The sequence below is a fragment of the Streptomyces afghaniensis genome (assembly GCF_044327915.1).
In the GTDB taxonomy this organism is placed as follows: domain Bacteria; phylum Actinomycetota; class Actinomycetes; order Streptomycetales; family Streptomycetaceae; genus Streptomyces; species Streptomyces afghaniensis.
On record NZ_JBIRGJ010000012.1, the window covers coordinates 193,758 to 216,759 of the forward strand.

Genomic DNA, 23,002 nt, shown 5'->3' on the forward strand with positions numbered 1-23,002 from the left:
AGTCAATTCGGGCTTGTGTTTCACCCCAACGAAACGGACATTGACCCACTGAAGCGCTCATTCCGCTGCTGATCATGGCGACTGGGACACCCGTCGCGGCACGGCGACTCGCGGGCATACGCCCGAAATGGGTGAACTCACTTTCTACGTCTGGTGATTCGGCACTCACGTGGTGTCACCTATGTCACGGCCTGGCCTACGAGCCTTGTTGGAGATCCTGTGCTGTGCTGGAATGCCACGGACCGCCGCAGGATCGAGCCGGCGCACAGGGGGCGCACAGACGCGCCGAGTGGCGGCCAGAAGGGGGAGCCAGCGCCGGTCACTCGACCACCACGGGGGCGTACTCAGGGCGTCCCCAGAACGCCGACACCGTGTCCCGCCGTTCACGCGATGGGGCGCCTGGTCCAGAGGTTGCGACGCTAGTGCAGGGACGTTTCAAGAGGGATGGCAGCGCTTCGGCGGAGCCGGAGCCGCACGGCGGGACTGGCCCCATAAAGGGCAGCCCCTCGCCCCAGCACGCCCAGAACCAGGGCCCGGCCGGTGACGGAGGGGAGCGCCCCGGGCGCCCCGGCGCGTCGGCCCCCACGGGGCCCGCGAGCCCGGCTCCGGCGCTGAAGCCGCCGACGGGTCCGGCAGGCCCCGGTTCGCGAATAGCCCTGCGCAACTGGCGCATCTCCACCCGTCTGGTGTCGCTGCTCGCGCTCCCGGTGGTCGCGGCCACCTCGCTGGGCGCGCTGCGTATCAACCAGTCCATGGACGACATCCAGCAGCTCGACAACATGAAGCTGCTGACGGACATGACCAAGCAGGCCACCGAGCTGTCCGCCGCGCTCCAGGAGGAGCGCGACCAGTCGGCCGGCCCGCTCGCGCACGGCGGCAAGGCGACCGACTTCACGGTCAAGGGTCTTCGCGAGAAGACCGACCGGGCGATGAAGAACTTCCTCGACAGCTCCGAGGAGATCGACGGCGCCAGCAAGGACGGCAACCTCAAGGGCGTCCGCGAGTACCTCGTCCAGCTCGCCGGCGAGCTCGGCGACCTGGAGCAGATCCGCAAGGGCGCCTACGCCTCCGAGGGCAACTCCACGCAGACGATCGAGGCGTACCACCGTCTGATCGAGAACCTGATCGACCTCTCCCAGGACATGGCCGAGGCGACCAGCAACCCGGACATGATCCAGCGCACCCGCGCCCTGGCGGCGTTCTCCTCCGCCAAGGAGTACTCCTCGATCCAGCGCGCGGCCCTCGCGGCGGCGCTGCCCGCGAGCAACACCACGACCGGCAAGCTCTCGCCGAACGACCGGCTCTACGCCGAGTCGGCCCTGGAGAGCCAGAACTCCGAGATCCGCAGCTTCAAGAGCATCTATGGCGAGGACTCCGCCGCCGAGCTGCTCAAGCCCATCGAGGACGGCGGCAACTCCACGATCAAGGCCACCGACACCTACGCGGGTCGTGCCCTGGTCTCCGCGAGCGGACTCGCGCAGCAGGACAAGCGGTCCTACCGCGACTGGCTGGACGACAGCTCCACCAAGATCCAGCAGATGAAGAACATCGAGCACACGCTGCTCGAGGAGATGGAACAGAAGGCCCGGGAGCTGCGCAGCGCCACCGAGCGCGACGCGATCATCTCCGGTGCGCTGATCCTCATCGTGCTCGGTGTGTCGCTGGTCGGCGCCTTCGTCGTGGCCCGCTCCATGATCCGCTCGCTGCGCCGCCTGGAGGAGACCGCGACCAAGGTCGCCTCCGACCGTCTGCCCGAGCTGGTCAAGCAGCTGTCCGAGTCCGACCCGCAGGACGTCGACACGTCCGTGGAGTCGGTCGGTGTGCACTCCCGGGACGAGATCGGCCGGGTGGCCGCGGCCTTCGACGACGTGCACCGCGAGGCGGTCCGCCTCGCCGCCGAGCAGGCCCTGCTGCGGGGCAACGTCAACGCGATGTTCACCAACCTCTCGCGCCGCTCCCAGGGTCTGATCCAGCGCCAGCTGTCGCTGATCTCCGAGCTGGAGTCCCGCGAGGCCGACCCGGACCAGCTGTCCTCGCTGTTCAAGCTCGACCACCTCGCCACCCGCATGCGCCGTAACGGTGAGAACCTCCTCGTTCTCGCCGGTGAAGAGCCCGGCCGCCGCTGGACCCGTCCGGTCCCGCTGGTCGACGTGCTCCGCGCCGCCGCGTCCGAGGTGGAGCAGTACGAGCGCATCGAGCTGGCCGCCGTGCCGACCACCGAGGTGGCCGGCCGGGTCGTCAACGACCTCGTGCACCTGCTCGCCGAGCTGCTGGAGAACGCGACCTCGTTCTCCTCGCCGCAGACCAAGGTCAAGGTCACCGGTCACGCCCTGCCAGACGGCCGGGTGCTGATCGAGATCCACGACACCGGTATCGGGCTGTCGCCGGAGGACCTCGCCGCGATCAACGAGCGGCTCGCCTCTCCCCCGACGGTGGACGTCTCCGTCTCCCGCCGCATGGGTCTGTTCGTGGTCGGTCGGCTGTCGCAACGGCACGGCATCCGCATCCAGCTGCGCCCGTCCGACTCCGGTGGTACGACCGCGCTGGTCATGCTGCCCGTCGATGTCGCCCAGGGCGGCAAGAAGCCCCAGCCCAAGCAGCCCGGCCAGCCGCCCGTCGGCGGTGGCGGTCCGGCCGCCGCGCAGGCCGCCGCCGGTGCGGCCGCGGCCCGGCGTGCCGCCGGTGCCGGCCAGGCGGGCGGAGGCGCCCTCGGGGCCGGCGGGTCCGGTGGCGGTGGCTTCGGCGGCGGTGCGTCGTCCGGCGGTGGCCGGCTCGGTGCCGGCCAGGGTCCGCGCGCCGCGCTGCCCGGGCGGGACGCGGACGGTGGCCGTCCGGGTGGCGGGCGTGGGCCGCAGGGTCCCGACAAGGCCCCGTCGCTGTTCGAGCAGAGTGGTCCCCCGGCGCCCCCGCAGGGCCGTCCGGCTCCCGCCGGTGCCGGTTACGGGCAGGCGCCCGGTGCCCCGCAGGGTCTCCAGGCCGCGGGTACGAACGGGCCGCAGGGCCAGGACGGCTACGGCAGTGGCCGGGGTTCGCAGCGCCCGGGCAACTCCGAGCAGGGCCAGGGCCGACGGCCCCAGCTGCCGCCGCGCGGCGGTCCCCGGGCCGAGCTTCCCGGCGGCGGCGACTCGCAGCCCCGCGTGCCGAGCTGGAGCGACGAGAACGCCCAGCCGCCGGTGCCGCGTGCCTCGCTGGACACCCCCCGCGGGCACGAGGAGCCGGATGTCTCCCGGACCTCTCAGATGCCGCGGTTCGACGACCGGCAGGGCCCGGGCTCGACGGCGGAGATCCCCGCCGTCCCGCGCGACGACCGGCAGGGCCCCGGCTCTCCGGCCGACTTCGGTACGCGTGGCCCCCAGCACTCGGACCGGTTCGGCCTTCCCGGCGCTGACAGCTCGCAGGACTCGGGCCAGTTCGTCCGCCCGGACGTCTTCGGCGCCCCGGGCGGCCGCCGCGACCCGTCGTCCACGACGGGCCAGTACCCGGCTCCGCAGTCCTACGACAACGGCCAGGGCGGCCAGTACGACAGCGGCTCGACCGGCCAGTACCCGGCGCCCCGCCAGGACAACGGCTCGACCGGCCAGTACCCCGCGCCGCAGTCCTACGACAACGGCTCGACGGGTCAGTACCCGGCGCCCCGCCAGGACAACGGCTCCGGCCGGCCCACCCTCCCCGGTCCGGCCACCCCGGCCGACCCCGCGGGCACGGGCCGGTTCGAGCGGCCTCAGGTCAACGGCACCGGGGGCGGGGCCGACTTCGGCGCCCCGCGTCCGCCCGCCCCGCAGGCCCGGCCCGCGCGGCAGGAGCCCGAGGCGCTGCCGCCGGCGACCGGTCCGGGCGACGGGCGTACGCCGCTGTACGACACGCTCGAGACCAACTGGTTCCACGGCCAGCAGGAGCAGCAGCCGGCGCAGAACAACGGCTCGGCTCCGGCCCCGCAGCAGCCGCAGGAGAACGGTGGTCCCCAGCGGTCCGCCTCCTCCGGCTGGCGCAGCTCGCCGAACGACGACCTCGTCCGCCAGGCCGAGCGCGTCCGCCAGCCCGCCGCCGGCGGTGTCACCACCTCCGGCCTGCCGCGCCGGGTGCCCCGGGCGAACCTCGTTCCGGGCACGGCACAGCAGCAGCCCCAGCAGAGCGGTCCGCAGATCTCGCGTGCCCCCGATGACGTACGCGGTCGGCTGACCAATCTCCGCCGCGGTATTGCACAGGGTCGTCAGGCCGGGTCCACCCAGACCGGCAGCTTCCCTCGGCCCTCTCACCAGCAGGAGCGTTAGTTGAGTCCGATGAGCCAGGCGGCACAGAATCTCAACTGGTTGATCACCAACTTCGTGGACAACACCCCAGGGGTGTCCCACACCGTCGTCGTGTCCGCCGACGGTCTCCTCCTGGCGATGTCCGAGGGCTTCCCGCGCGACCGCGCGGACCAGCTCGCGGCCGTCGCCTCCGGCCTGACGTCCCTGACGGCAGGCGCCTCCCGGATCTTCGAGGGCGGCGACGTGGCACAGACGGTCGTGGAGATGGAGCGGGGATTCGTCTTCCTCATGTCCGTCTCGGACGGCTCGTCCCTGGCCGTCCTCGCTCACCCCGAATGCGACATCGGCCTCGTCGGCTACGAGATGGCGCTCCTGGTCGACCGCGCGGGCGCGGTCCTCACCCCTGACCTGCGAGCCGAGCTCCAAGGCAGTCTGCTCCATTGATAGGCCCCGGCACCACCCGTCTCACCACATCACCGTCCGGCTGCCACACACCCCACACAGGCCTCGTCAGACGGCTCGACTGACCGACTTGCTGTCCCGCCCGGAGGACCCATGACCCCGCCCCCCGCCTCTCATGATCCGTACGCGGAGCCGTACGAGGACGAGGGCGACCAGCCGCTGGTCCGGCCGTATGCCATGACCGGCGGCCGGACCCGGCCGCGTTACCAGTTGGCCATCGAGGCGCTGATCAGTACGACCGCCGATCCCGCGGCGCTCATGGGACTGCTCCCTGAGCACCAGCGCATCTGCCACCTGTGCCGAGAGGTGAAGTCGGTCGCCGAGGTCTCGGCGCTGCTCAACATGCCGCTCGGTGTGGCCCGGATCCTGGTCGCGGACCTCGCCGAGGCCGGTCTCGTCGCGATCCACCAGCCGGGCGGCGACGACGCCACCGGCGCGCCGGACGTGACACTGCTCGAAAGGGTGCTCAGTGGACTTCGCAAGCTCTGACGCGGGTCGTTCGACCACCTCCGCGAAGATCGTGGTGGCGGGTGGCTTCGGCGTGGGCAAGACCACGTTCGTCGGGGCCGTCTCGGAGATCAACCCGCTGCGCACCGAGGCCGTGATGACCTCCGCCAGCGCGGGGATCGACGACCTCACCCACACCGGGGACAAGACCACCACCACGGTGGCCATGGACTTCGGCCGTATCACCCTGGACCAGGACCTGATCCTGTACCTCTTCGGTACACCGGGCCAGGACCGCTTCTGGTTCATGTGGGACGACCTGGTGCGCGGCGCCATCGGCGCGGTGGTGCTCGTGGACACCCGGCGCCTCGCCGACTGCTTCCCGGCCGTCGACTACTTCGAGAACAGCGGCCTGCCCTTCGTCATCGCCCTCAACGGCTTCGACGGCCAGCAGCCCTACACCCCCGATGAAGTGCGGGAAGCCCTCCAGATCGGCCCCGACACCCCCATCATCACGACGGACGCCCGGCACCGGGCCGACGCGAAGAGTGCACTGATCACGCTGGTCGAGCACGCTCTGATGGCACGGCTGAGGTAGCACGCAATTCAGAAGCGCCATACGGCAGTTGTCGTAGATGTACCGGAGCCGACTGTGTCCTTTGACACGGTCGGCCAAGGTGTTCATAACGTTTCGGCAGAGGAATCTGGTGGTACGGCCACGCGTCGCGCACATCCGGTCTCGCTGCGCGCACAATCGCCCCGCCTTTTGGCGGGGCTCGTTCTTTATGACCGTTTTATCTGGGGCTTACATCCCTCGGAATCCCCACCCCGGACTGTTTGGAAGAGCGCAGGTCGTCGTGCTGGAATGCCTGAACTGCCCAATAGTCAATGGCGTACACGTCAGTCGATGGCGTACCGGGCTCTGAGAAACTGCGGCACAACGTTGGTGCCGACCGCCGAGAGGTTGTTGGTCGAGTGAGGCGAAGCAAGAACAGTCCCGAGCCGTCGGCCCGGGGCAACTTCACCCCGCCGCCGCGCACAGCGGCGCCCGCCCCCGTGCCCGGTTCGGAGCCGACGGCCGCGCCCGCCCAGAGCGGCGGCCGTCTCTCCCCGCGCAACTGGCGCGTGGCGACCAGGCTCAACGCGATCCTGCTCATACCCGTGCTGGTCGGCCTCGTCATGGGCGGCTTCCAGGTGAAGAGCTCGATCGACACCTGGCAGGAGGCCGAGGACGCGGAGAACACCGCGCGTCTGGTGCGGGCCTCCCTGCTGTACGCCAATGCCCTCTACAACGAGCGCGACACCTCCGCGGCGCCCCTGCTGAAGGGCAGCGCCCAGAACGCCCAGGACAAGGCGACCGTCGCCCAGGTCCGCAAGGCCACCGACGAGGCGGCCGACGCCTTCGACGCCGCGGCCCAGAGCATGCCGGCCAAGCCCGGCCTGGAACGCCGTCTGAAGCTGTTCCGCGAGGCGGAGCCGAAGCTCCAGACCCTGCGCCAGGTCGCCTACACCTCCAAGCTCAAGGGCGTGCAGACCGAGGAGGGCTACGTCGAGGTCGCCCACCCGCTGACGGAGTTCGCCAACGAGCTGGGCCTCGGCACCGGCAACATCACCAGCTACGGCCGGACCGTCTACGCCATCGAGCTCACCAAGGCGGCCCTGTCGCTGCAGCGCTCCATCGGCATGCACATCCTGACGAAGCCGGGCCCGGACGAAGGCAACCTCGCCAGCCAGCGCATCGCCCTGTCCTCGTACGCCTACCTCGAGCGCATCGCCGTGCAGGAGTACGTCGGCGGTGGCACCGAGGAGGACGCGGCCAAGCTCAAGGCCGCCGAGGCGAAGATGAGGACCGACGGTGCCGCCATGGCCCGGGAGGCCAAGGCCAAGAACCCGGACTACGTCCCCCCGCCGTCCAACCCGACGACCATGGTCTCGGCTGTCGCGACGCTCCAGACCACGGACCCGAGCGCCCGTGCCGCCCTCGCCGAGAAGGGCATCACCGCCGAGAACTGGTGGGCGGTCAACACGCTCCGGTTCAACGCGTACGAGAAGATCGAGACGGACATGGCCGACAAGGCCGTGAGCGAAGCCTCCGACATCGCCGACGGCGCCCAGCGCGACGCCTACATCACCGGTGCCGCCGTCGTGGTCGCCCTGCTCCTGGCCTTCATCCTGGCCGGCGCGGTGGCCCGCCAGATGAGCCGCTCGATGCGCCAGCTGCGCAACGCCGCCTTCGGCATCGCCGAGCAGCGCCTGCCGATGCTGGTCGACCAGCTCTCGCGCACCGACCCCGGACGCGTCGACACCCGCGTGCAGGCCATCCCGATCACCACCACGGACGAGATCGGCGAGGTCGCCCGCGCCTTCGACCAGGTCCACCGCGAGGCCGTCCGGCTCGCCGCCGAGCAGGCCCTGCTGCGGGGCAACATCAACGCGATCTTCACCAACCTCTCGCGCCGCAACCAGTCGCTGATCGAGGGCCAGCTGACCCTGATCACCGACCTGGAGAACAACGAGGCCGACCCGGACCAGCTGGAGAACCTCTTCAAGCTGGACCACCTGGCGACCCGTATGCGCCGCAACGGCGAGAACCTCCTCGTCCTCGCCGGCGAGGAGCCCGGCCGCCGCTGGGACCAGCCGGTCCCGCTGGTCGACGTGCTGCGCGCCGCCTCCTCCGAGGTGGAGCAGTACGAGCGCATCGAGCTGTCCGGCGTCCCCGAGGCCGAGATCCACGGCCGGGCCGTGACCGACCTCGTGCACCTGCTCGCCGAGCTCCTGGAGAACGCCACGACGTTCTCCTCCCCGCAGACCAAGGTCCGCGTGACCGCGACCCGTCTCCCCGACGGCCGCGTCATGATCGAGATCCACGACAAGGGCATCGGCCTGACCGCCGAGGACTTCGCGGACATCAACCACAAGCTGGCCAACCCGCCGACCGTGGACGCCGCGATCTCGCAGCGCATGGGCCTGTTCGTGGTCGGCCGGCTGTCCGACCGGCACGGCATCCGGGTCCAGCTGCGCCCCTCGGGCGAGCAGGCCGGCACGACCTCGCTGGTCATGCTGCCCGACGCGATCACCCACGGTGGTGGCGGCGAGCAGCACGTGGACCGCGACGAGTTCACCGTCTCGCAGATCATCCCCGAGCAGAACTTCGGCGGCGGCGAGAACTTCAACCAGCAGCCCATGCGCACGGCGGCGGAGCTCGGCTTCGACGACAGCCGCTACTCCGACGTCCCCGACGACATACGCGAGCTGGACCCCGTCGGCCGCTCCCTGATGCGCGAGGAGCGCCGGGCGGCCCTGGAGGCCCAGTCGACCCAGCAGCCCGAGCTCCCCGGCCGCCAGAGCAACCAGGAGCACACCGAGGCCGCTGGATACGCCGACGAGTACAACGGACAGCAGGGCTACGACACCGGCCAGGCCTACGACACGGGCCAGACCGGCTACCCGGAGCAGCAGCCGTCCGCGTACGACCGTCAGGCGCCGTACGAGGACCAGCAGGCGTCGTACCAGGAGCAGCAGCGGTCGTACCAGGAGCAGCGGCAGACGGCGTACGAGGAGCCTCAGCGGGCCGCGTACGACGAGCAGTACTACGCGCCGAACGGCGGTCTGCCGCAGAACGACACCTTCTCGCCGAACGGCGGCTACCCGGACCCCTCCTCCTATGCGGAGCCGGCCCAGGAGGAGCACTCGGGGCCGGGCGCGGGCGGACCCGGCAGCTTCCCCGCCTTCGAGCAGCGGCGCCACCAGGACGACTGGCCGCAGCAGGACGGTTACCAGAACGGCTACCCGAGCCAGTACCCTTCTCAGGCCCAGGAAACGGAATCTGCGCAGGCCGCTGACGCGAGTGAGCAGGACCGCGTAGGCTTCGACCGTCCGGGACCGGCCCACTCCGCCGCACCCTCGCTGACCGACGCCGGGCTTCCCCGCCGCGGGTCCGCCGCGAGCGGTGCGAACGGCGCGGGCGGCGCCAGGCACGCGAGCCAGGAGCCTCCGGCCTCGGCCTCCACCCCGGAGAGCAACGGCGACAGCGACTGGCGCTCGGCGAACGACGAGCGGTGGCAGCAGGCCTCGCAGCTCCGGAAGCCCAAGGCGGGCGGGGTCACCTCCTCCGGCCTGCCGAGGCGGGTGCCCAAGGCCAACCTGATCGAGGGTTCCGCCGAGAGCACTCCCCAGGGGGGCCCACAGGTCTCCCGTGCCCCGGAGGACGTCCGGGGCAGGCTGAGCAACCTGCGTCGCGGCGTACAGCGCGGACGCAACGCAGGCAGTGAAACGAACGGCCAGGGCTTCGGTCCTGACAGCACCTACAACCAGGAGCGTTAGTGTGAGCCCGATGAGCCAGGCGGCACAGAACCTGAACTGGTTGATCACCAACTTCGTGGACAACACCCCGGGGGTGTCCCACACGGTGGTGGTCTCCGCCGACGGACTCCTTCTGGCGATGTCCGAAGGCTTCCCCCGCGACCGCGCCGACCAGCTCGCGGCCGTCGCCTCCGGTCTGACGTCTCTGACGGCAGGAGCCTCCCGGATCTTCGAGGGCGGAAGCGTCAATCAGACGGTTGTGGAGATGGAGCGGGGATTCCTCTTCATCATGTCCATCTCCGACGGCTCGTCGCTCGCGGTTCTCGCACATCCGGAGGCGGACATCGGCCTCATCGGATACGAGATGGCGCTGCTGGTTGACCGAGCCGGTACGGTCCTGACACCGGACCTTCGTGCGGAGCTCCAGGGGAGCCTGCTCAACTAACAGACGGACGGTGCGTTTTGGCGTCCCGTGGCCGTAAGGTTTCGGGACGCGGCTCCACAGCGTTGGGTGCCCGGCACAGTCGGAGGAGGAGAAAGTGGCAACACCCCCAGGCGGTTCGTCTTCGGGCAACTGGTCGTATGGCCCTGCCCAGGGCCAGGGCGACGGTGGGCAGAACCCGAACCGTTACAACTTCCCCTCCGCACCGAGCCACCGGCAGCCGTACGCGCCACAGGGCCCCGGCCCGTCGCCGTACGACCAGCCGCCCGCCCCGCGCATCCAGCCCGTGCAGCCGCAGCGCCGCAACCCGGAGCCGGCGCCCGCAGGGGCGTCGAACAACCCGTTGGTGCGTCCGTACGCCATGACCGGTGGCCGGACCCGCCCGCGTTACCAGCTCGCCATCGAGGCGCTGGTGCACACCACTGCGCAGCCGCACCAGATGCAGGGCCAGTTGCCCGAGCATCAGCGGATCTGCAACCTCTGCCGGGAAATCAAGTCGGTCGCCGAGATCTCGGCGCTCCTCACGATCCCTCTCGGCGTGGCCAGGATCCTCGTCGCCGACTTGGCGGAGGCGGGACTGGTCGCCATCCATCAGCCCGGCGGCGACGAGAACGCCGGCGGCCAGCCAGACGTGACACTGCTCGAAAGGGTGCTCAGTGGACTTCGCAAGCTCTAGCGGCGGTCCTTCCCGCTCCACCACCTCGGCGAAGATCGTGGTGGCGGGTGGCTTCGGCGTGGGCAAGACCACGTTCGTCGGGGCCGTCTCGGAGATCAACCCGCTGCGTACCGAGGCCGTCATGACGTCAGCTTCGGCCGGCATCGACGACCTCACCCACACCGGGGACAAGACCACCACCACGGTGGCCATGGACTTCGGCCGTATCACCCTGGACCAGGACCTGATCCTGTACCTCTTCGGTACGCCGGGCCAGGACCGCTTCTGGTTCATGTGGGACGACCTGGTGCGCGGCGCCATCGGCGCGATCGTGCTGGTCGACACGAGGCGGCTCGCCGACTGCTTCCCGGCCGTCGACTACTTCGAGAACAGCGGCCTGCCGTTCGTCATCGCGCTGAACGGCTTCGACGGCCAGCAGCCGTACACGCCCGACGAGGTCCGGGAAGCCCTCCAGATCGGCCCTGACACCCCGATCATCACGACCGACGCCCGCCACCGGGCGGACGCGAAGTCGGCGCTGATCACGCTGGTGGAGCACGCCCTGATGGCGCGCCTTCGGTAGTTCTCTCGCTGTGGGACAGCCCCTGGCGGCCTTCGGGCTGCCGGGGGCTGTCGCGTTGCCGGGTGCGGGTGGTGTGTGGTTGTCCGCGCAGTTCCCCGCGCCCCGAAAAGAGAAGGCCCCTCCGTGTGGAGGGGCCTTCTCGGGTTCTGTTGTCAGCGCCAGCTGTGCGGGGCGCGGAAGCCGGGCTCGCGCTCCAGGCGGCGCCAGCCGGCCTTCACGCGGCCGCGGTGCGTCGGGGTCGGGTCGGTGGGGCGGGCGGCGGCGCGGGCCAGGATGATCGCCGTGATGGCGGCGACTTCCTCGGGCTCGGCGTGGCCCTTCTCGACGCGGATGTCAGGGGTGTCCATGGGTGTCAGTCTCCGTGAGAGAGATGTCCGCCGTGTTACTGCGGAGGGTTGCCGTGCTTGCGGGAGGGCAGATCGGCGTGCTTGGTCTGGAGCATCGCGAGGGACTTGATCAGCACCTCGCGGGTTTCCGCGGGGTCGATGACGTCGTCGACCAGGCCGCGCTCGGCCGCGTAGTAGGGGTGCATCAGCTCGGACTTGTACTCCTTGACCATGCGGGCCCGCATGGCCTCGGGGTCCTCGGCGTCGGCGATCTGGCGGCGGAAGATGACGTTGGCCGCACCTTCCGCGCCCATGACGGCGATCTCGTTGGTCGGCCAGGCGTAGGTGAGGTCGGCGCCGATGGACTGGCTGTCCATGACGATGTACGCACCTCCGTAGGCCTTGCGCAGGATCAGCGAGATCCTCGGCACGGTCGCGTTGCAGTAGGCGTAGAGGAGCTTCGCGCCGTGGCGGATGATGCCACCGTGCTCCTGGTCGACGCCCGGGAGGAAGCCGGGGACGTCCAGAAGAGTGATGATCGGGATGTTGAAGGCATCGCACATCTGGACGAAGCGAGCCGCCTTCTCGGAGGCCTCGATGTCCAGGACACCGGCGAGCACCTGCGGCTGGTTGGCGATGATGCCGACGACCTGGCCGTCCATCCGGCCCAGCGCGCAGATGATGTTGCGGGCCCAGCGCTCGTGGACCTCCAGGTAGTCGCCGTCGTCGACGATCTCCTCGATGACCTTGGTCATGTCGTAGGGCCGGTTGCCGTCCGCCGGGACCAGGTCCAGGAGGACGTCCGAGCGGCGGTCGGCCGCGTCCGAGGACTCGGTGCGGGGCGGGTTCTCGCGGTTGTTCTGCGGGAGGAGGGACAGCAGGTAGCGGACCTCGGCGATGCAGGTCTCTTCGTCGTCGTAGGCGAAGTGGCAGACGCCGGAGGTCTCGGCGTGCACGTCCGCGCCGCCCAGGCCGTTCTGCGTGATCTCCTCGCCGGTGACCGCCTTGACGACGTCCGGGCCGGTGATGAACATCTGCGAGGTGTCACGGACCATGAACACGAAGTCCGTCAGGGCCGGGCTGTAGGCCGCGCCGCCCGCGCACGGACCGAGCATCACCGAGATCTGCGGGATGACCCCACTCGCCTTGGTGTTGCGCTGGAAGATGCCGCCGTAGCCCGCGAGCGCCGAGACGCCCTCCTGGATGCGGGCGCCCGCGCCGTCGTTCAGCGACACCAGCGGCGCACCGGCCGCGATGGCCATGTCCATGATCTTGTGGATCTTCGTGGCGTGGGCCTCGCCCAGCGCCCCGCCGAAGATACGGAAGTCATGGGCGTAGACGAAGACCGTCCGGCCCTCCACCGTGCCCCAGCCGGTGATCACACCGTCGGTGTACGGCTTCTTGGCCTCCAGGCCGAAGCCGGTGGCCCGGTGCCGGCGCAGCTGCTCGACCTCGCGGAAGGAATCCGGGTCGAGGAGGAGTTCGATGCGCTCCCGCGCGGTCAGCTTGCCCTTGGCGTGCTGCGCCTCGGTCGCCTTCTCGCTCGGTCCGGCCACCGCCTGCGCACGGATCTCGTGCAGTTCGGCCACGCGTCCACGCGCGTCGGTCGGCTCACCCGGCGCCTCATCCAAAACGGTCATGTAGCGACCTTACGAAGCCAACCAAGGATTGCGGGCCGTCGACTCCTCACAGTCTCCGGCGTGTTTTCCTGGTACCCCTGAACAGAACCATGGCGGGGTGCAGCCCTTCTGACTGCTCAGGGGCCATGTGGCTTGTAGGGGTCGAACAAAGCCGTCAGCCGAGAGCCAGCTCACAGACGTGGGTGGCGCATGCCTTCCCCGGGGTGACGCGCAGGCGCAGCCGGCGGCCTGTGGAGAGTACTTCGACCGTTTCGTCCGCGTGGGTGACCCGGCGGACGGGGAGGTCCCAGGTGATCTCCAGCGGTTCGCCCGTGCGGGGCGGTTCACTCAGGCAGAGGGTAGCGGTACGGCCCCGGCGGACGGTCAGCACGCTCGCGCCGGCGGACGCGGTGAGCGGGCCCGCCGTACCGGCCTGCCAGAAGTTCGCGGCCGTGAGGCCGAGGGAGGGCACGCCGACCGCCTGGCGGCCCGCGTCGTTGGCGAGGACCGACATCCAGCGGCGGTCGGCGGCGCGGCGCGCGACCGCGCGGCGGGACGCGCCGGGCATGAGGACGTAGGCGTACGTGGCGTCCTGCGGGTCGGTGCCGTGGTCGAGCCAGAGGGTCTGCCAGCGGCGGGTGCGCCGCTGCGACGCGCCGCCGGTGTTGATGTCGGACCAGGCGCCGGTGCGGTCCTCGCGCAGCGCCTTGGGCTCCCGGCCGAGCAGTACCCAGCCGCCGTGGTCCTCCAGGTGGGCCCAGTTCGGGCCCTTGACGAAGCGTTGGGTGCCGGACTCGCCGAGGTTGCGGTTGTCGACGATCGTCTCCACCGGGACGCCGTCGGCGCAGCTGATCCCGGCGCCCAGGCAGATCACCCCGTCCGCGACGCAGAACCAGGACTTGCGGGCCTCAAGGGTGGAGCCGAGGCCCTTGAGGTGCTGGCCGAGCGCGGCGTACTCGCCGTCCGTGGTGCCGCCGACCCAGCGCGCGTCCGGGCGGGCCGTGCCCCACTCGCCGCCTTCCCGGTCGGCGAGGCGCTTGGTGGAGACGGTGGTGCCGGGCAGGCGGTACCAGTCCACGGTGGGCCAGAACCAGTCCGTGTACTGGTCGCTCGCGCCGGCCCACCAGGAGACCATCCCGGCGCCGGTGTGCCAGCCGCGTGGGTTCTCGCCGTTGCCGCACTCGTAGTGCGCGATGCGGTCGCTGGCCATGGCGATGTTCACGGTGAAGCCGGGGCCGCGGTGGACGGCGCGGTCCATGGCGGCGAAGAGGCGGTGGCCGGTGGGTTCGGGGGCGGCCGGGACGGGCGAGGCGGCGATCGCGTGCAGCCGGGCCAGTTCGGCGACGCCGAACTGGCGTGCCGTCAGGATCGGGGTGACGGTGTCCCGCTCGATCCAGCCCTTGATACGGGAGTGCCAGCGGTCGCGTTCCGCCGGGCTCGCGCCGGCCGCGAGGAGCGCGATGGCCGCGATGAGCTGCTGGCCGTGGAAGTGGTCGCTGCGCATGACCTCGCGGTCGGCGGCGGCGAGGAGACCGCGGCTGATGGCCCGGCCGTTGACGCTGTCCATGACGAGTCCGTCGTGGATGAGCGGTGCGTAGGCGTGCTCGACGCTGTCGAGGACGATCTGCCGGCCCGGGTCGGTGACCTCCCAGTCGGATCCGGCGAGCAGGGCGAAGAGGCGGCCGAGGCCGTCGAGCATGACCTGGCCGTACGTGCCCGAGTAGGCCACCCAGGTGTGCTGGACGAAGGAGCCGTCGGCGTAGAGGCCGTCGCCCCGGGTGACGTACGGGAAGACCGGGGAGAGCGCGTCGCGGGCGAGGGCGATTTTGTCCGGGTCGCGGCCGAGGATGCCGCGCAGGGCGACGGAGCGGCACAGATCGACCCGGTTGGCGCCGGTGGAGGTGCCGGAGTAGTCGCCGAGGGCCGACTCGGGCACGAAGTGGTCGACGGCGGCGCAGGCGGCCTGGATCCGGGCGTCGCCGAGCCGGTCGTAGAGGGCGGCCGTGATGTCCATGAGCAGGCGCGGGCTGCCGATCTGCCATTCCCACCAGTTGCCGTAGCGGGTGGTGTCGGGGTTGTAGACCGTGGCGGAGAGGTGGTCGAGGCCGCGCAGGATGCCGGTGAGGAGGTCCGGGTCGGCGGTCGAGCCGGTGCCCTGCTGGACGTGGGCCCGGGTCATGGTCCACAGGCGGCTGTAGCTCTTGGTGATGCCGGCCGGCGGGTCGAAGGGGTGGCCGGGCCAGAGGGAGTCCGCTGCCGGGGTCATGGCGGAGTGCAGGGCGCGGGCGAGTTCGCCGGTCTCGGCGAGGCGGGAGGCGTACGGCTGCGCGGCCGGGTCGTAGCCGGTGCCGAGTGCGATGCCCAGCCAGCGGCGGCGGAGGGTGTCGTACGGGTCGGTACCGACGTCGGCCTCGGGGTCCTGAGCCTCGGCGCCGCGGGGCCCGGGCGTCGCGCCACCGGTCGCCGCCAGGGCCGCGGCCGCGAGCAGCAGGGCGCGGCGCCCGGGGCGGGGCGGGGCGGCGGCCTCGGCCGTGAGTCGGGAGAAGACGCGACGCTGGGGAGTCATGCCCCATGCCCTACCACGGGGAGGCGGTCACCTGAACGGAGGATCCGGCCGGAGTGACCCGAACGGCGCTGTGGCGCCCCGGGTGTGAGGCCGGGTCAGCCGAAGCGGTCGAGCAGGCGTGCGAACACCCTCGGGGCCAGGGCGCGCAGGCGGTCCGGGAGGGCCGTCCAGGCGGGGATGTAGACCAGGTCGCGCTCCTCGCGTACGGCCTCCCAGACGGCGCCGGCGACGCAGCCGGGCGAGATCTTCCGCGGGTGGGAGCGGTCGTAGGGCCTGCCGCGGCGGGCGAAGAAGGCCGTGTCGACGGGGCCGGCCACCACGAGGGTCACGCCCACGCCCGTGCCGCGCAGTTCCTGGCGCAGCGCGCTGGAGAAGGCGGCCAGGGCGGCCTTGGCCGCGGAGTACACGGCTTCCTCGCGTACGCCCACGCTGCCCGCGATCGAGCCGATCAGCACCACCCGGCCCCGCCCGGCCGCGATCATGGTGGGCAGGACCTCGCGCACGAGGTGGAGCGTGGCGTTGAGGTCCAGGGCCAGCACCCGGTCGATGTCGGTGTGCGGCATGGCGGCGAACGGGCCCGCCCAGCCGATGCCCGCCCCGGCGACCAGGACGTCGACCCGGCCGGTGGTGTGCAGCGCGGACCGGGCCAGCAGGCGCGGGCCGTCCGGGGCGGCGAGGTCGGCGGGCAGCACGACGGCCGAGGTGCCGGACGCCGTCTGCTCCAGGCGGTTGCGGTCACGGCCGCTGAGGAGAAGCTGCCAGCCGTCCATGGCGAATCGCCGTGCCGTGGCCGCACCGATGCCCGAGGAGGCCCCGGTGACGAGGGCCACGCGCCGGTCCAGCCGCCGGGGCGGCCCGTGCTCGCGCCCCGGGGAGGGGGCCGCGGGACGGCGTGGGGCGGCGCCCGCCGGTGGGTCGTGGGCCGAGCCGGAGCCGGTGAGTGTCATCGGTCGGTCTCCCTGCGCTGTCCGTCCGCCGTGGTCTCGGCTGTCTCGGTGCGGCTTCCCGGGAACGGAACGCCGCCTGTCTCCATGTCGGTCCCTGGAAACGGAACCTTGTCTTCCAGGACACCGCCACCGTGGGGTCCCGCGCCAGTGCTGAGGCCGTTCCGGCGGGCCGGCTCACCCGGTCCGTGTGCACCGTGCCGTGGGCGGTCTGCGGGCCCGGCTTCCGCGGCACGGGATGCGACAGGACCACCCCTGCGTGCCGCCAGGTGCCGCCAGGCGGCGGTATGGGCGGCGCACCGACGGGCCGCGGAGGGTTACGTAGGGGGCACCCGTGTCCGGTACGGCTCCCCGCGGCGAGGTGACCATGCGTGTGCTGCTCGTCCATCCCAGCGCCCTGATGTACTCCGAGATCTTCCTGCGGCTGGAACCCCTGGGCCTGGAACGGGTGGCGGGCGCGGCCCGCGAGGCCGGTCACGAGGTGCGGGTCGTGGACCTTCAGGTGCTGAGCCGCAGGACGCTGCGCGACGAGGTCCGGTCCTTCCGGCCGGAGGCGCTCGGCATCTCGCTGAACTACCTGGCGAACATCCCGGAGGCGATCGAACTGGCCGCCGAGGTGAAGCGGGCGGTGCCGGGCTGCTTCGTGTTCCTGGGCGGGCACAGCGTCTCGTTCGTCGCCGAGGACGTGCTGGAGCAGGCCGAGGGGGCGGTGGACGCGGTGGTGCGCGGCGAGGGCGAACCCGCGATCGCGCCGCTGCTGGAGGCGGTCCGCGACGGGGGCGTGGCGGACGTGCCCGGCATCGTCACGACCGCCGGCCGGGGTCCCGCGCCGCTGATGCTGCACGGCATCGACACGCCGCTGCCCGCGCGCGACCTGATGCGCGCCCGCCGGCGGTACTTCATCGGCGAGCTGGACCCGTGCGCCTCCATCGAGTTCACGCGCGGCTGTCCGTGGGACTGCTCGTTCTGCTCGGCGTGGACGTTCTACGGCCGCAGCTATCGCAAGGCCTCGCCCGAGGCGGCGGCCGACGACCTGGCGAACATCCGGGAGCCGAACGTCTTCATCGTCGACGACGTGGCCTTCATCCGGCCCGAGCACGGGGACGCCATCGCCGCGGAGGTGGAGCGGCGCCGCATCCGCAAGCGCTACTACCTGGAGACCCGCAGCGACGTCCTGCTGCGCCACCCCGAGGTCTTCGAGCGGTGGGCCCGGCTGGGTCTGCAGTACATGTTCCTGGGGATGGAGGCCATCGACGCGGAGGGCCTGGACCTGTACCGCAAGCGGGTCAGCCCCGACGAGAACTTCCGGGCTCTGGAGACGGCCCGGCGCCTCGGCATCAACGTCGCCATCAACCTGATCGTGGATCCGTCCTGGGACGAGGAACGCTTCCGGGTGGTACGGGAGTTCGCGCTGGCGGTGCCGGAGATCGTGCACTTCACGGTGATGACGCCGTATCCGGGTACGGAGATCTGGCACACCGAGTCGCGGCGCCTCACGACCCGGGACTACCGCCTCTTCGACATCCAGCACGCGGTCGTGCCCACCACGCTCCCGCTGGAGCGCTTCTACGAGGAACTGGTGCGCACCCAGGCCGTCATCAACCGCAAGCACCTGGGCCTGCGCAACGCGGTGGGCGCGGCCCAGGTGCTGGCGCGGAACCTGCTGCACGGCCAGACGAACTTCGCCCGCATGCTGTGGAAGTTCAACCAGGTCTACAACCCGCGCCGGCAGTTCGCCGACCACGGCCGCCCGGTGCGCTACGAACTGCCCCTGCCGCGGCACCTCGACGTCGGCGACCGGCAGGCGCTGTACATCCACACGCGGGGTTCGACGCAGGGTGCGCCGTCCCGGCGGACGACCGACTAGCTCCCCGCGCCCGGCATGCCGATCGCGGTCCTGGCCTCCCTCGCCGCCGGTGTCTGCTTCGCCGTGGCCGGGGTGCTCCAGCAGTGGGCCGCGGGCGGCCGCCCGGACGCGGAGGCGCTGTCACCGCGCCTGCTGGCCCATCTGGCGCGTGACCGGGTGTGGCTGGGCGGCATCGCACTGGCCGTGCTCGCCTACGGCTTCCAGTCGCTGGCGCTGGCGTACGGGCCGCTCAGTCTGGTGCAGCCGCTCATCGTCGCCGAACTGCTCTTCGCCGTACCGCTGTCGGCGCGGCTGCACCGGATGCGGCTGGGCGGTCGCGAGTGGTTCGGCACGCTCGCGGTGGCGGCCGGGCTGGCGCTGGCCCTGGTCTCCGCCCGGCCGCACGGCGGCAGCCCGGAGGCGGCGGATCTGCTGTCCTGGCTGCTGGTGCTGGGCGCGACGGCCGCGCTGGTGTGCTGCGCGCTGGCGACGGCCCGGCTGCTGTCCGGCCCCTGGCGGGCCTCGGCGACGGCCCTGGCGGCCGGGGCGGTGATGGGCACCCAGTCCGTCCTCCTCGCGGCGACGGTGAACCGCCTGCGCCACGGCCTGGTCACCGCGCTCACGGCCTGGCAGACCTACGCCCTGATCCTCGCCAGCGTCGGCGGCCTGCTCCTCATCCAGAGCGCCTTCCAGCAGGGGCCGCTCGCGGCGAGCATGACGGTCCTGGACGCGACGGAGCCCGTGGTCGCCGTGACGGTGGGCACGGTGGTCTTCGGCGAGACGATCCGCGCGGGGTGGCCGGTGTCGGTCGTGACGGTGACGGGGCTGGTGCTGGTGGGGGCGGGGATCGCGAGCCTGGACTCGTCGCCGGTGATCGCGGCGTTGCGGGGACGGGGCCGGGAGGCCGGGGAGAGGCCGTGAGGTGTGGCGGGGTGGGCGCAGCGGCACTTCGCTCCGCCGGGCTGCCGGTTGCTCACGCCGCCTGCGTGTTCCCGCCCCGTCGGGGCCCTGCGCGTGGCGACCAGGCGGGAAGGAGGTCCTCCGTCAGGACGCGGTCCCAGGTCGGGTGAGTGTCGCGGGCCGTGATGATCGCGTGCCGGCGTACCGCCGAGAGCAGGCGGGGCCGGTCGAGGAGCGTCCCGAGGGCGTCCGCCCACTCCCCCGGGTCGTCGTGGCGTACGACGATGCCGTCCCGGCCCGGTGCGGTCAGCCAGTGTGTGGTGCGCGCGCCCTCGGGCAGCACGACCGCCAGGCCGCTCGCCATCGCCTCGGCGACGACGTTGCCGCAGGTCTCCGTGCGGGAGGGGAACGCGAAGACGTCACAGCCGGCGTACACCCGGGCCAGCTGTTCCTGCGGGAGCGGGCCGAGGAGGCTGACGTCGGCACCGAGGGCGCGCCGGACGGGCCCGGCCTCCGCGCCTGAGCCGGCCAGGACGAGGTGCACGGCCCGGCCGCACTCACGCAGCAGCCGCACGCTCTCGGTCAGCAGCGGCACGCCCTTGGTCGCGTCCAGCCGTCCCGCGAACAGCACCAGCGGACGGTCGGCCGGGACGCCGTACTCGCGGCCGAGCCGGGCGCGAGCGCCGGGGTCGGGGCGGAAGCGCCGGTGGTCGATGCCGCGGCGCAGCAGGGCGACCCGGTGCGGCCCGAGGACGCGGGCGAGTTCGGCCCGCTCGGCGGGGGTCGGCACCAGCACGAGTTCGCAGGAGTCGAGGAGCCGGTCCCGCCGCCGTCGAAGCCGGCTCTCGGCCAGGTGCGCGAGGAACTCGCCCGGCGCCGGGTGGTCGCCGGGCAGCCAACGGCCGGCCAGGTAGCGGGCGTAGACCGCGGCCAGTAGCGGGACGTCGGTGTGCACGGAGGCGAGCAGCCGGGGTGCCGGGCCGGTTCTGCGGGCGAGGCGGACTGCGGTGGTGGCGTAGGCGAAGCAGTGGGTGAGATGCCAGACGTCGTGACGCGGCAGCAGGGCCGCGAGCCGGGGGTGGTACGGGGCGAGATCGGTGACGTCCTCCGCCCCGTCGGCCGAGGTCAGGGCGGCCGTGCCGAGCACCGGGCGGAGCGTGACGATGCGCACGCGCGGCGAGAGGACGTCGACCCGGTCGCGCTCGCCGAGGAAGTAGACGGTCAGGTCGAGGCCGGACCGGGCGCCGTCGGGCAGTCGCTCCGGGAGGCGGGCGGCGCTCTCCGCAAAACGCTCCCAGCACTTCACCTGGCCGCCCGACGTGCGGGTCTGCAGCAGCTCGACCAGGACCGCGACCGAGGTCATGATCACTGGGTACCACTCGCGCCGCGGGCCCAATCGCGACACGCCCGCCAATTATGTTGAACGTTGAACGGAATAGGTCTACGGTGGGTCGTGTTACATAGTTCAACGTTCAACATTCAGCGCAGGAGGCGTACCCCCATGAGCATCTTCAGCCGCAAGGACACCGAGACCGCCACGACCGACGCCGTGCGCCCGGAGCTGGCCGCCCTGACCGGTGACTACACGATCGACCCCGCGCACTCGACGATCGGCTTCGTCGCCCGGCACGCCATGGTCACCAACGTCAAGGGCAGCTTCCAGGACTTCACGGGCACCCTCCACCTCGACGGCACCGACCCCTCCCGGTCCACGGCCTCCCTGGACGTCGTGATGGACAGCATCGAGACGGGCAACGCCGACCGCGACGGCCACCTCAAGAGTTCGGACTTCTTCAAGGCGGACGAGTTCCCGGCCATGACGTTCCGCTCCACGAAGGCGGAGGCCCTCGGCGGTGACGACTACCGCATCACCGGCGACCTGACGATCCTCGGCACGACCCGCCCCCTCACCATCGACCTCGAGTTCAACGGCGCCGCGAAGGACCCCTTCGGCAACGAGCGCGTCGGCTTCGAGGGCAAGGCGGAGATCCTGCGCTCCGAGTGGGGTCTGACCTGGAACGCCGCCCTGGAGACCGGCGGTGTCCTGGTCTCCGACAAGATCAAGCTCAACTTCGACATCTCGGCGATCAGGAACGCGTGAGCCCCCTTCGGCCGGCCCGGTGACATACCGCCGGGCCGGTTCTGGCCGAATCAGGCCTTCCCTGGATGTCATGCACTCGTCAATCTGATGCTTCGGTTGCACCTCCCCAGTCAACCCCCCACGGAAGGCATCACGTTGAAGAGACTTCTCACGGCCCTCAAGAGATGCGCGGTTCTCGGGGCCGCCGCCCTCGCGATCGCCAGCCTCCAGCCCGTCACCGCCGCGCAGGCCGCCCCGTCGCCCGTCGTCGGCGGGACGCGAGCCGCGCAGGGCGAGTTCCCGTTCATGGTCCGGCTCTCCATGGGCTGCGGAGGCGCGCTCTACACCCAGCAGATCGTGCTCACGGCCGCGCACTGCGTGGGCGCTTCCGGCAACAACACCGGCATCACCGCCACCGCGGGGGTCGTCGACCTCCAGTCCACCAGCGGCCGGGTCCAGGTCCGCTCGACCAAGGTGCTCCGCGCCCCCGGCTACAACGGCACCGGCAAGGACTGGGCGCTCATCAAGCTCGCCCAGCCCATCAACCTGCCGACCCTGAAGATCGCCACCACCGCGCAGTACAACACCGGTGACTTCACCGTCGCCGGCTGGGGCGCGAACCGTGAGGGCGGCTCCCAGCAGCGCTACCTGCTCAAGGCGACCGTGCCGTTCGTCGGCGACGCCGCCTGCAAGGCCTACGGCGGCCTCTACAGCGGCCTCGTCGCGAACGAGGAGATCTGCGCCGGCTTCGACGCGGGCGGTGTCGACACCTGCCAGGGCGACTCCGGCGGCCCCATGTTCCGCAAGGACAACGCCGGCGCCTGGATCCAGGTCGGCATCGTCAGCTGGGGTGAGGGCTGCGCCCGGCCCGAGGCCCCCGGCGTCTACACGGAGGTCTCGACGTTCGCCTCCGCCATCGCCTCGGCGGCGTCGACCCTCTGACCCGCCCCCACGACAGCCTGCAGGGCCCGGCGCCGTACGGTGCCGGGCCCTGCCCGTGTCCTACCGGGCCTCCCGGCCGGCCTCCAGCTTCGCGACCGCCGCCGCCACCTGCGCCGCCCGGCTGCGCGGCGTCCGGGCGCGGAGCACGCCGAGCATCGCCAGGTACCGGTCCGTCCGCCCGAGCGCCTCGAAGGCCGCCGCGGCCCGCGGGCTCCGCTCCAGTGCCGCCGCCAGGTCCTCCGGGACCTCGGCCTCCTGCTGGGACGCGTACGCCGCCTCCCACCGTCCGTCCGCCCGTGCGGCCGCCACCTCCGCGAGGCCGCCGGGCCGCATCCGTCCGGCGGCGGTCAGCTCCTCGACCCGGCGGACGTTGACCATGGACCAGAGGCTGCCGGGGCGCCGCGGGGTGATCCGCTGCAGGTAGTACGACTCGTCGAGTCCCTTGCGCTGCCCGGTGATCCAGCCGTGGCACAGCGCCACGTCGTTGACGTCGGCGGCGCTGACGGACGGGATGCCCGAGCCCTTCTTGGCGACCCTGACCCAGAGGCCGGGATGCGGGGCGGGGTGTGCCGCCAGCCAGGAGTCCAGGTCGGCGGCGGCTGCGAAGGAGAGGGCGTCTTGGGAGGCGGTCATGGCAC

The 23,002-nt window shown here is 71.7% G+C and carries 18 protein-coding genes; 12 read left to right on the plus strand and 6 right to left on the minus strand.

Annotated features, from left to right (window positions below):
* The first annotated feature begins 422 nt into the window (after window positions 1-422).
* The 8 genes from ACH4G3_RS39265 (at window position 423) to ACH4G3_RS39300 (ending at window position 11,141) form a co-directional block, all read left to right on the plus strand.
* Window positions 423-4,271, plus strand: coding sequence for a sensor histidine kinase (locus ACH4G3_RS39265; protein ID WP_397628950.1), 3,849 nt, complete (start codon window positions 423-425; stop codon window positions 4,269-4,271).
* Window positions 4,272-4,280: 9 nt separating this feature from the next.
* A complete protein-coding gene (locus ACH4G3_RS39270) occupies window positions 4,281-4,694 on the plus strand; it encodes a roadblock/LC7 domain-containing protein (protein ID WP_020271453.1) in 414 nt (137 codons plus the stop codon).
* Between the two features lie 111 nt (window positions 4,695-4,805).
* Window positions 4,806-5,201 (plus strand): DUF742 domain-containing protein, encoded by a 396-nt coding sequence (locus tag ACH4G3_RS39275; RefSeq protein ID WP_053668780.1) that lies wholly within the window; start codon window positions 4,806-4,808, stop codon window positions 5,199-5,201.
* Window positions 5,182-5,757: a GTP-binding protein gene (locus ACH4G3_RS39280; RefSeq protein ID WP_020271455.1), complete on the plus strand. Its 576-nt coding sequence runs from the start codon at window positions 5,182-5,184 to the stop codon at window positions 5,755-5,757. The genes ACH4G3_RS39275 and ACH4G3_RS39280 overlap by 20 nt, the downstream gene beginning before the upstream one ends.
* A 377-nt stretch (window positions 5,758-6,134) precedes the next feature.
* On the plus strand, window positions 6,135-9,482 hold the full coding sequence (locus ACH4G3_RS39285; protein WP_397628951.1) for a sensor histidine kinase: 3,348 nt from the start codon (window positions 6,135-6,137) through the stop codon (window positions 9,480-9,482).
* Window positions 9,483-9,492: 10 nt separating this feature from the next.
* Window positions 9,493-9,906: a roadblock/LC7 domain-containing protein gene (locus ACH4G3_RS39290; protein WP_004983065.1), complete on the plus strand. Its 414-nt coding sequence runs from the start codon at window positions 9,493-9,495 to the stop codon at window positions 9,904-9,906.
* Window positions 9,907-10,000: 94 nt separating this feature from the next.
* Window positions 10,001-10,579 carry a DUF742 domain-containing protein gene (locus ACH4G3_RS39295; RefSeq protein WP_020271458.1) on the plus strand — a complete coding sequence of 193 codons (579 nt, stop codon included), beginning with the start codon at window positions 10,001-10,003 and terminating at the stop codon, window positions 10,577-10,579.
* Window positions 10,560-11,141, plus strand: a complete 582-nt coding sequence (locus tag ACH4G3_RS39300) for a GTP-binding protein (RefSeq protein WP_014675207.1) — start codon at window positions 10,560-10,562, stop codon at window positions 11,139-11,141. Before ACH4G3_RS39295 ends, ACH4G3_RS39300 begins: the two co-directional genes overlap by 20 nt.
* A 152-nt stretch (window positions 11,142-11,293) precedes the next feature.
* Here the strand turns inward: ACH4G3_RS39300 and ACH4G3_RS39305 are convergent, their stop codons facing one another.
* The 4 genes from ACH4G3_RS39305 to ACH4G3_RS39320 form a co-directional block, all read right to left on the minus strand.
* On the minus strand, window positions 11,294-11,488 hold the full coding sequence (locus tag ACH4G3_RS39305; RefSeq protein WP_397628952.1) for an acyl-CoA carboxylase epsilon subunit: 195 nt from the start codon (window positions 11,486-11,488) through the stop codon (window positions 11,294-11,296).
* Between the two features lie 35 nt (window positions 11,489-11,523).
* Entirely contained in the window at window positions 11,524-13,107 is a 1,584-nt protein-coding gene (locus tag ACH4G3_RS39310) for an acyl-CoA carboxylase subunit beta (RefSeq protein WP_020271461.1), read from the minus strand.
* A 154-nt stretch (window positions 13,108-13,261) separates the two neighbouring features.
* Window positions 13,262-15,652, minus strand: coding sequence for a polysaccharide lyase 8 family protein (locus ACH4G3_RS39315; protein WP_397628953.1), 2,391 nt, complete (start codon window positions 15,650-15,652; stop codon window positions 13,262-13,264).
* 95 nt (window positions 15,653-15,747) lie between these two features.
* On the minus strand, window positions 15,748-16,599 hold the full coding sequence (locus ACH4G3_RS39320) for an SDR family NAD(P)-dependent oxidoreductase (protein WP_397628954.1): 852 nt from the start codon (window positions 16,597-16,599) through the stop codon (window positions 15,748-15,750).
* A 364-nt stretch (window positions 16,600-16,963) separates the two neighbouring features.
* Here ACH4G3_RS39320 and hpnR point away from each other — a divergent pair, with 364 nt between their 5' ends.
* A complete protein-coding gene (gene hpnR, locus ACH4G3_RS39325; RefSeq protein ID WP_397629065.1) occupies window positions 16,964-18,463 on the plus strand; it encodes a hopanoid C-3 methylase HpnR in 1,500 nt (499 codons plus the stop codon).
* A 15-nt stretch (window positions 18,464-18,478) separates the two neighbouring features.
* Window positions 18,479-19,363, plus strand: a complete 885-nt coding sequence (locus tag ACH4G3_RS39330; protein ID WP_397628955.1) for a DMT family transporter — start codon at window positions 18,479-18,481, stop codon at window positions 19,361-19,363.
* Between the two features lie 52 nt (window positions 19,364-19,415).
* Here the strand turns inward: ACH4G3_RS39330 and ACH4G3_RS39335 are convergent, their stop codons facing one another.
* Complete coding sequence (locus ACH4G3_RS39335; RefSeq protein WP_397628956.1) at window positions 19,416-20,705, minus strand: glycosyltransferase; 1,290 nt, start codon at window positions 20,703-20,705, stop codon at window positions 19,416-19,418.
* 138 nt (window positions 20,706-20,843) lie between these two features.
* Between ACH4G3_RS39335 and ACH4G3_RS39340 the strand changes: the two genes are divergently transcribed.
* Both ACH4G3_RS39340 and ACH4G3_RS39345 read left to right on the plus strand, forming a co-directional pair.
* Window positions 20,844-21,443 carry a YceI family protein gene (locus ACH4G3_RS39340; RefSeq protein ID WP_307177667.1) on the plus strand — a complete coding sequence of 200 codons (600 nt, stop codon included), beginning with the start codon at window positions 20,844-20,846 and terminating at the stop codon, window positions 21,441-21,443.
* Window positions 21,444-21,578: 135 nt separating this feature from the next.
* Window positions 21,579-22,364: a S1 family peptidase gene (locus tag ACH4G3_RS39345; RefSeq protein ID WP_397628957.1), complete on the plus strand. Its 786-nt coding sequence runs from the start codon at window positions 21,579-21,581 to the stop codon at window positions 22,362-22,364.
* Between the two features lie 60 nt (window positions 22,365-22,424).
* Here ACH4G3_RS39345 and ACH4G3_RS39350 read toward each other — a convergent pair whose 3' ends face one another.
* Window positions 22,425-22,997 (minus strand): YdeI/OmpD-associated family protein, encoded by a 573-nt coding sequence (locus ACH4G3_RS39350; RefSeq protein ID WP_397628958.1) that lies wholly within the window; start codon window positions 22,995-22,997, stop codon window positions 22,425-22,427.
* Window positions 22,998-23,002 lie beyond the last annotated feature (5 nt).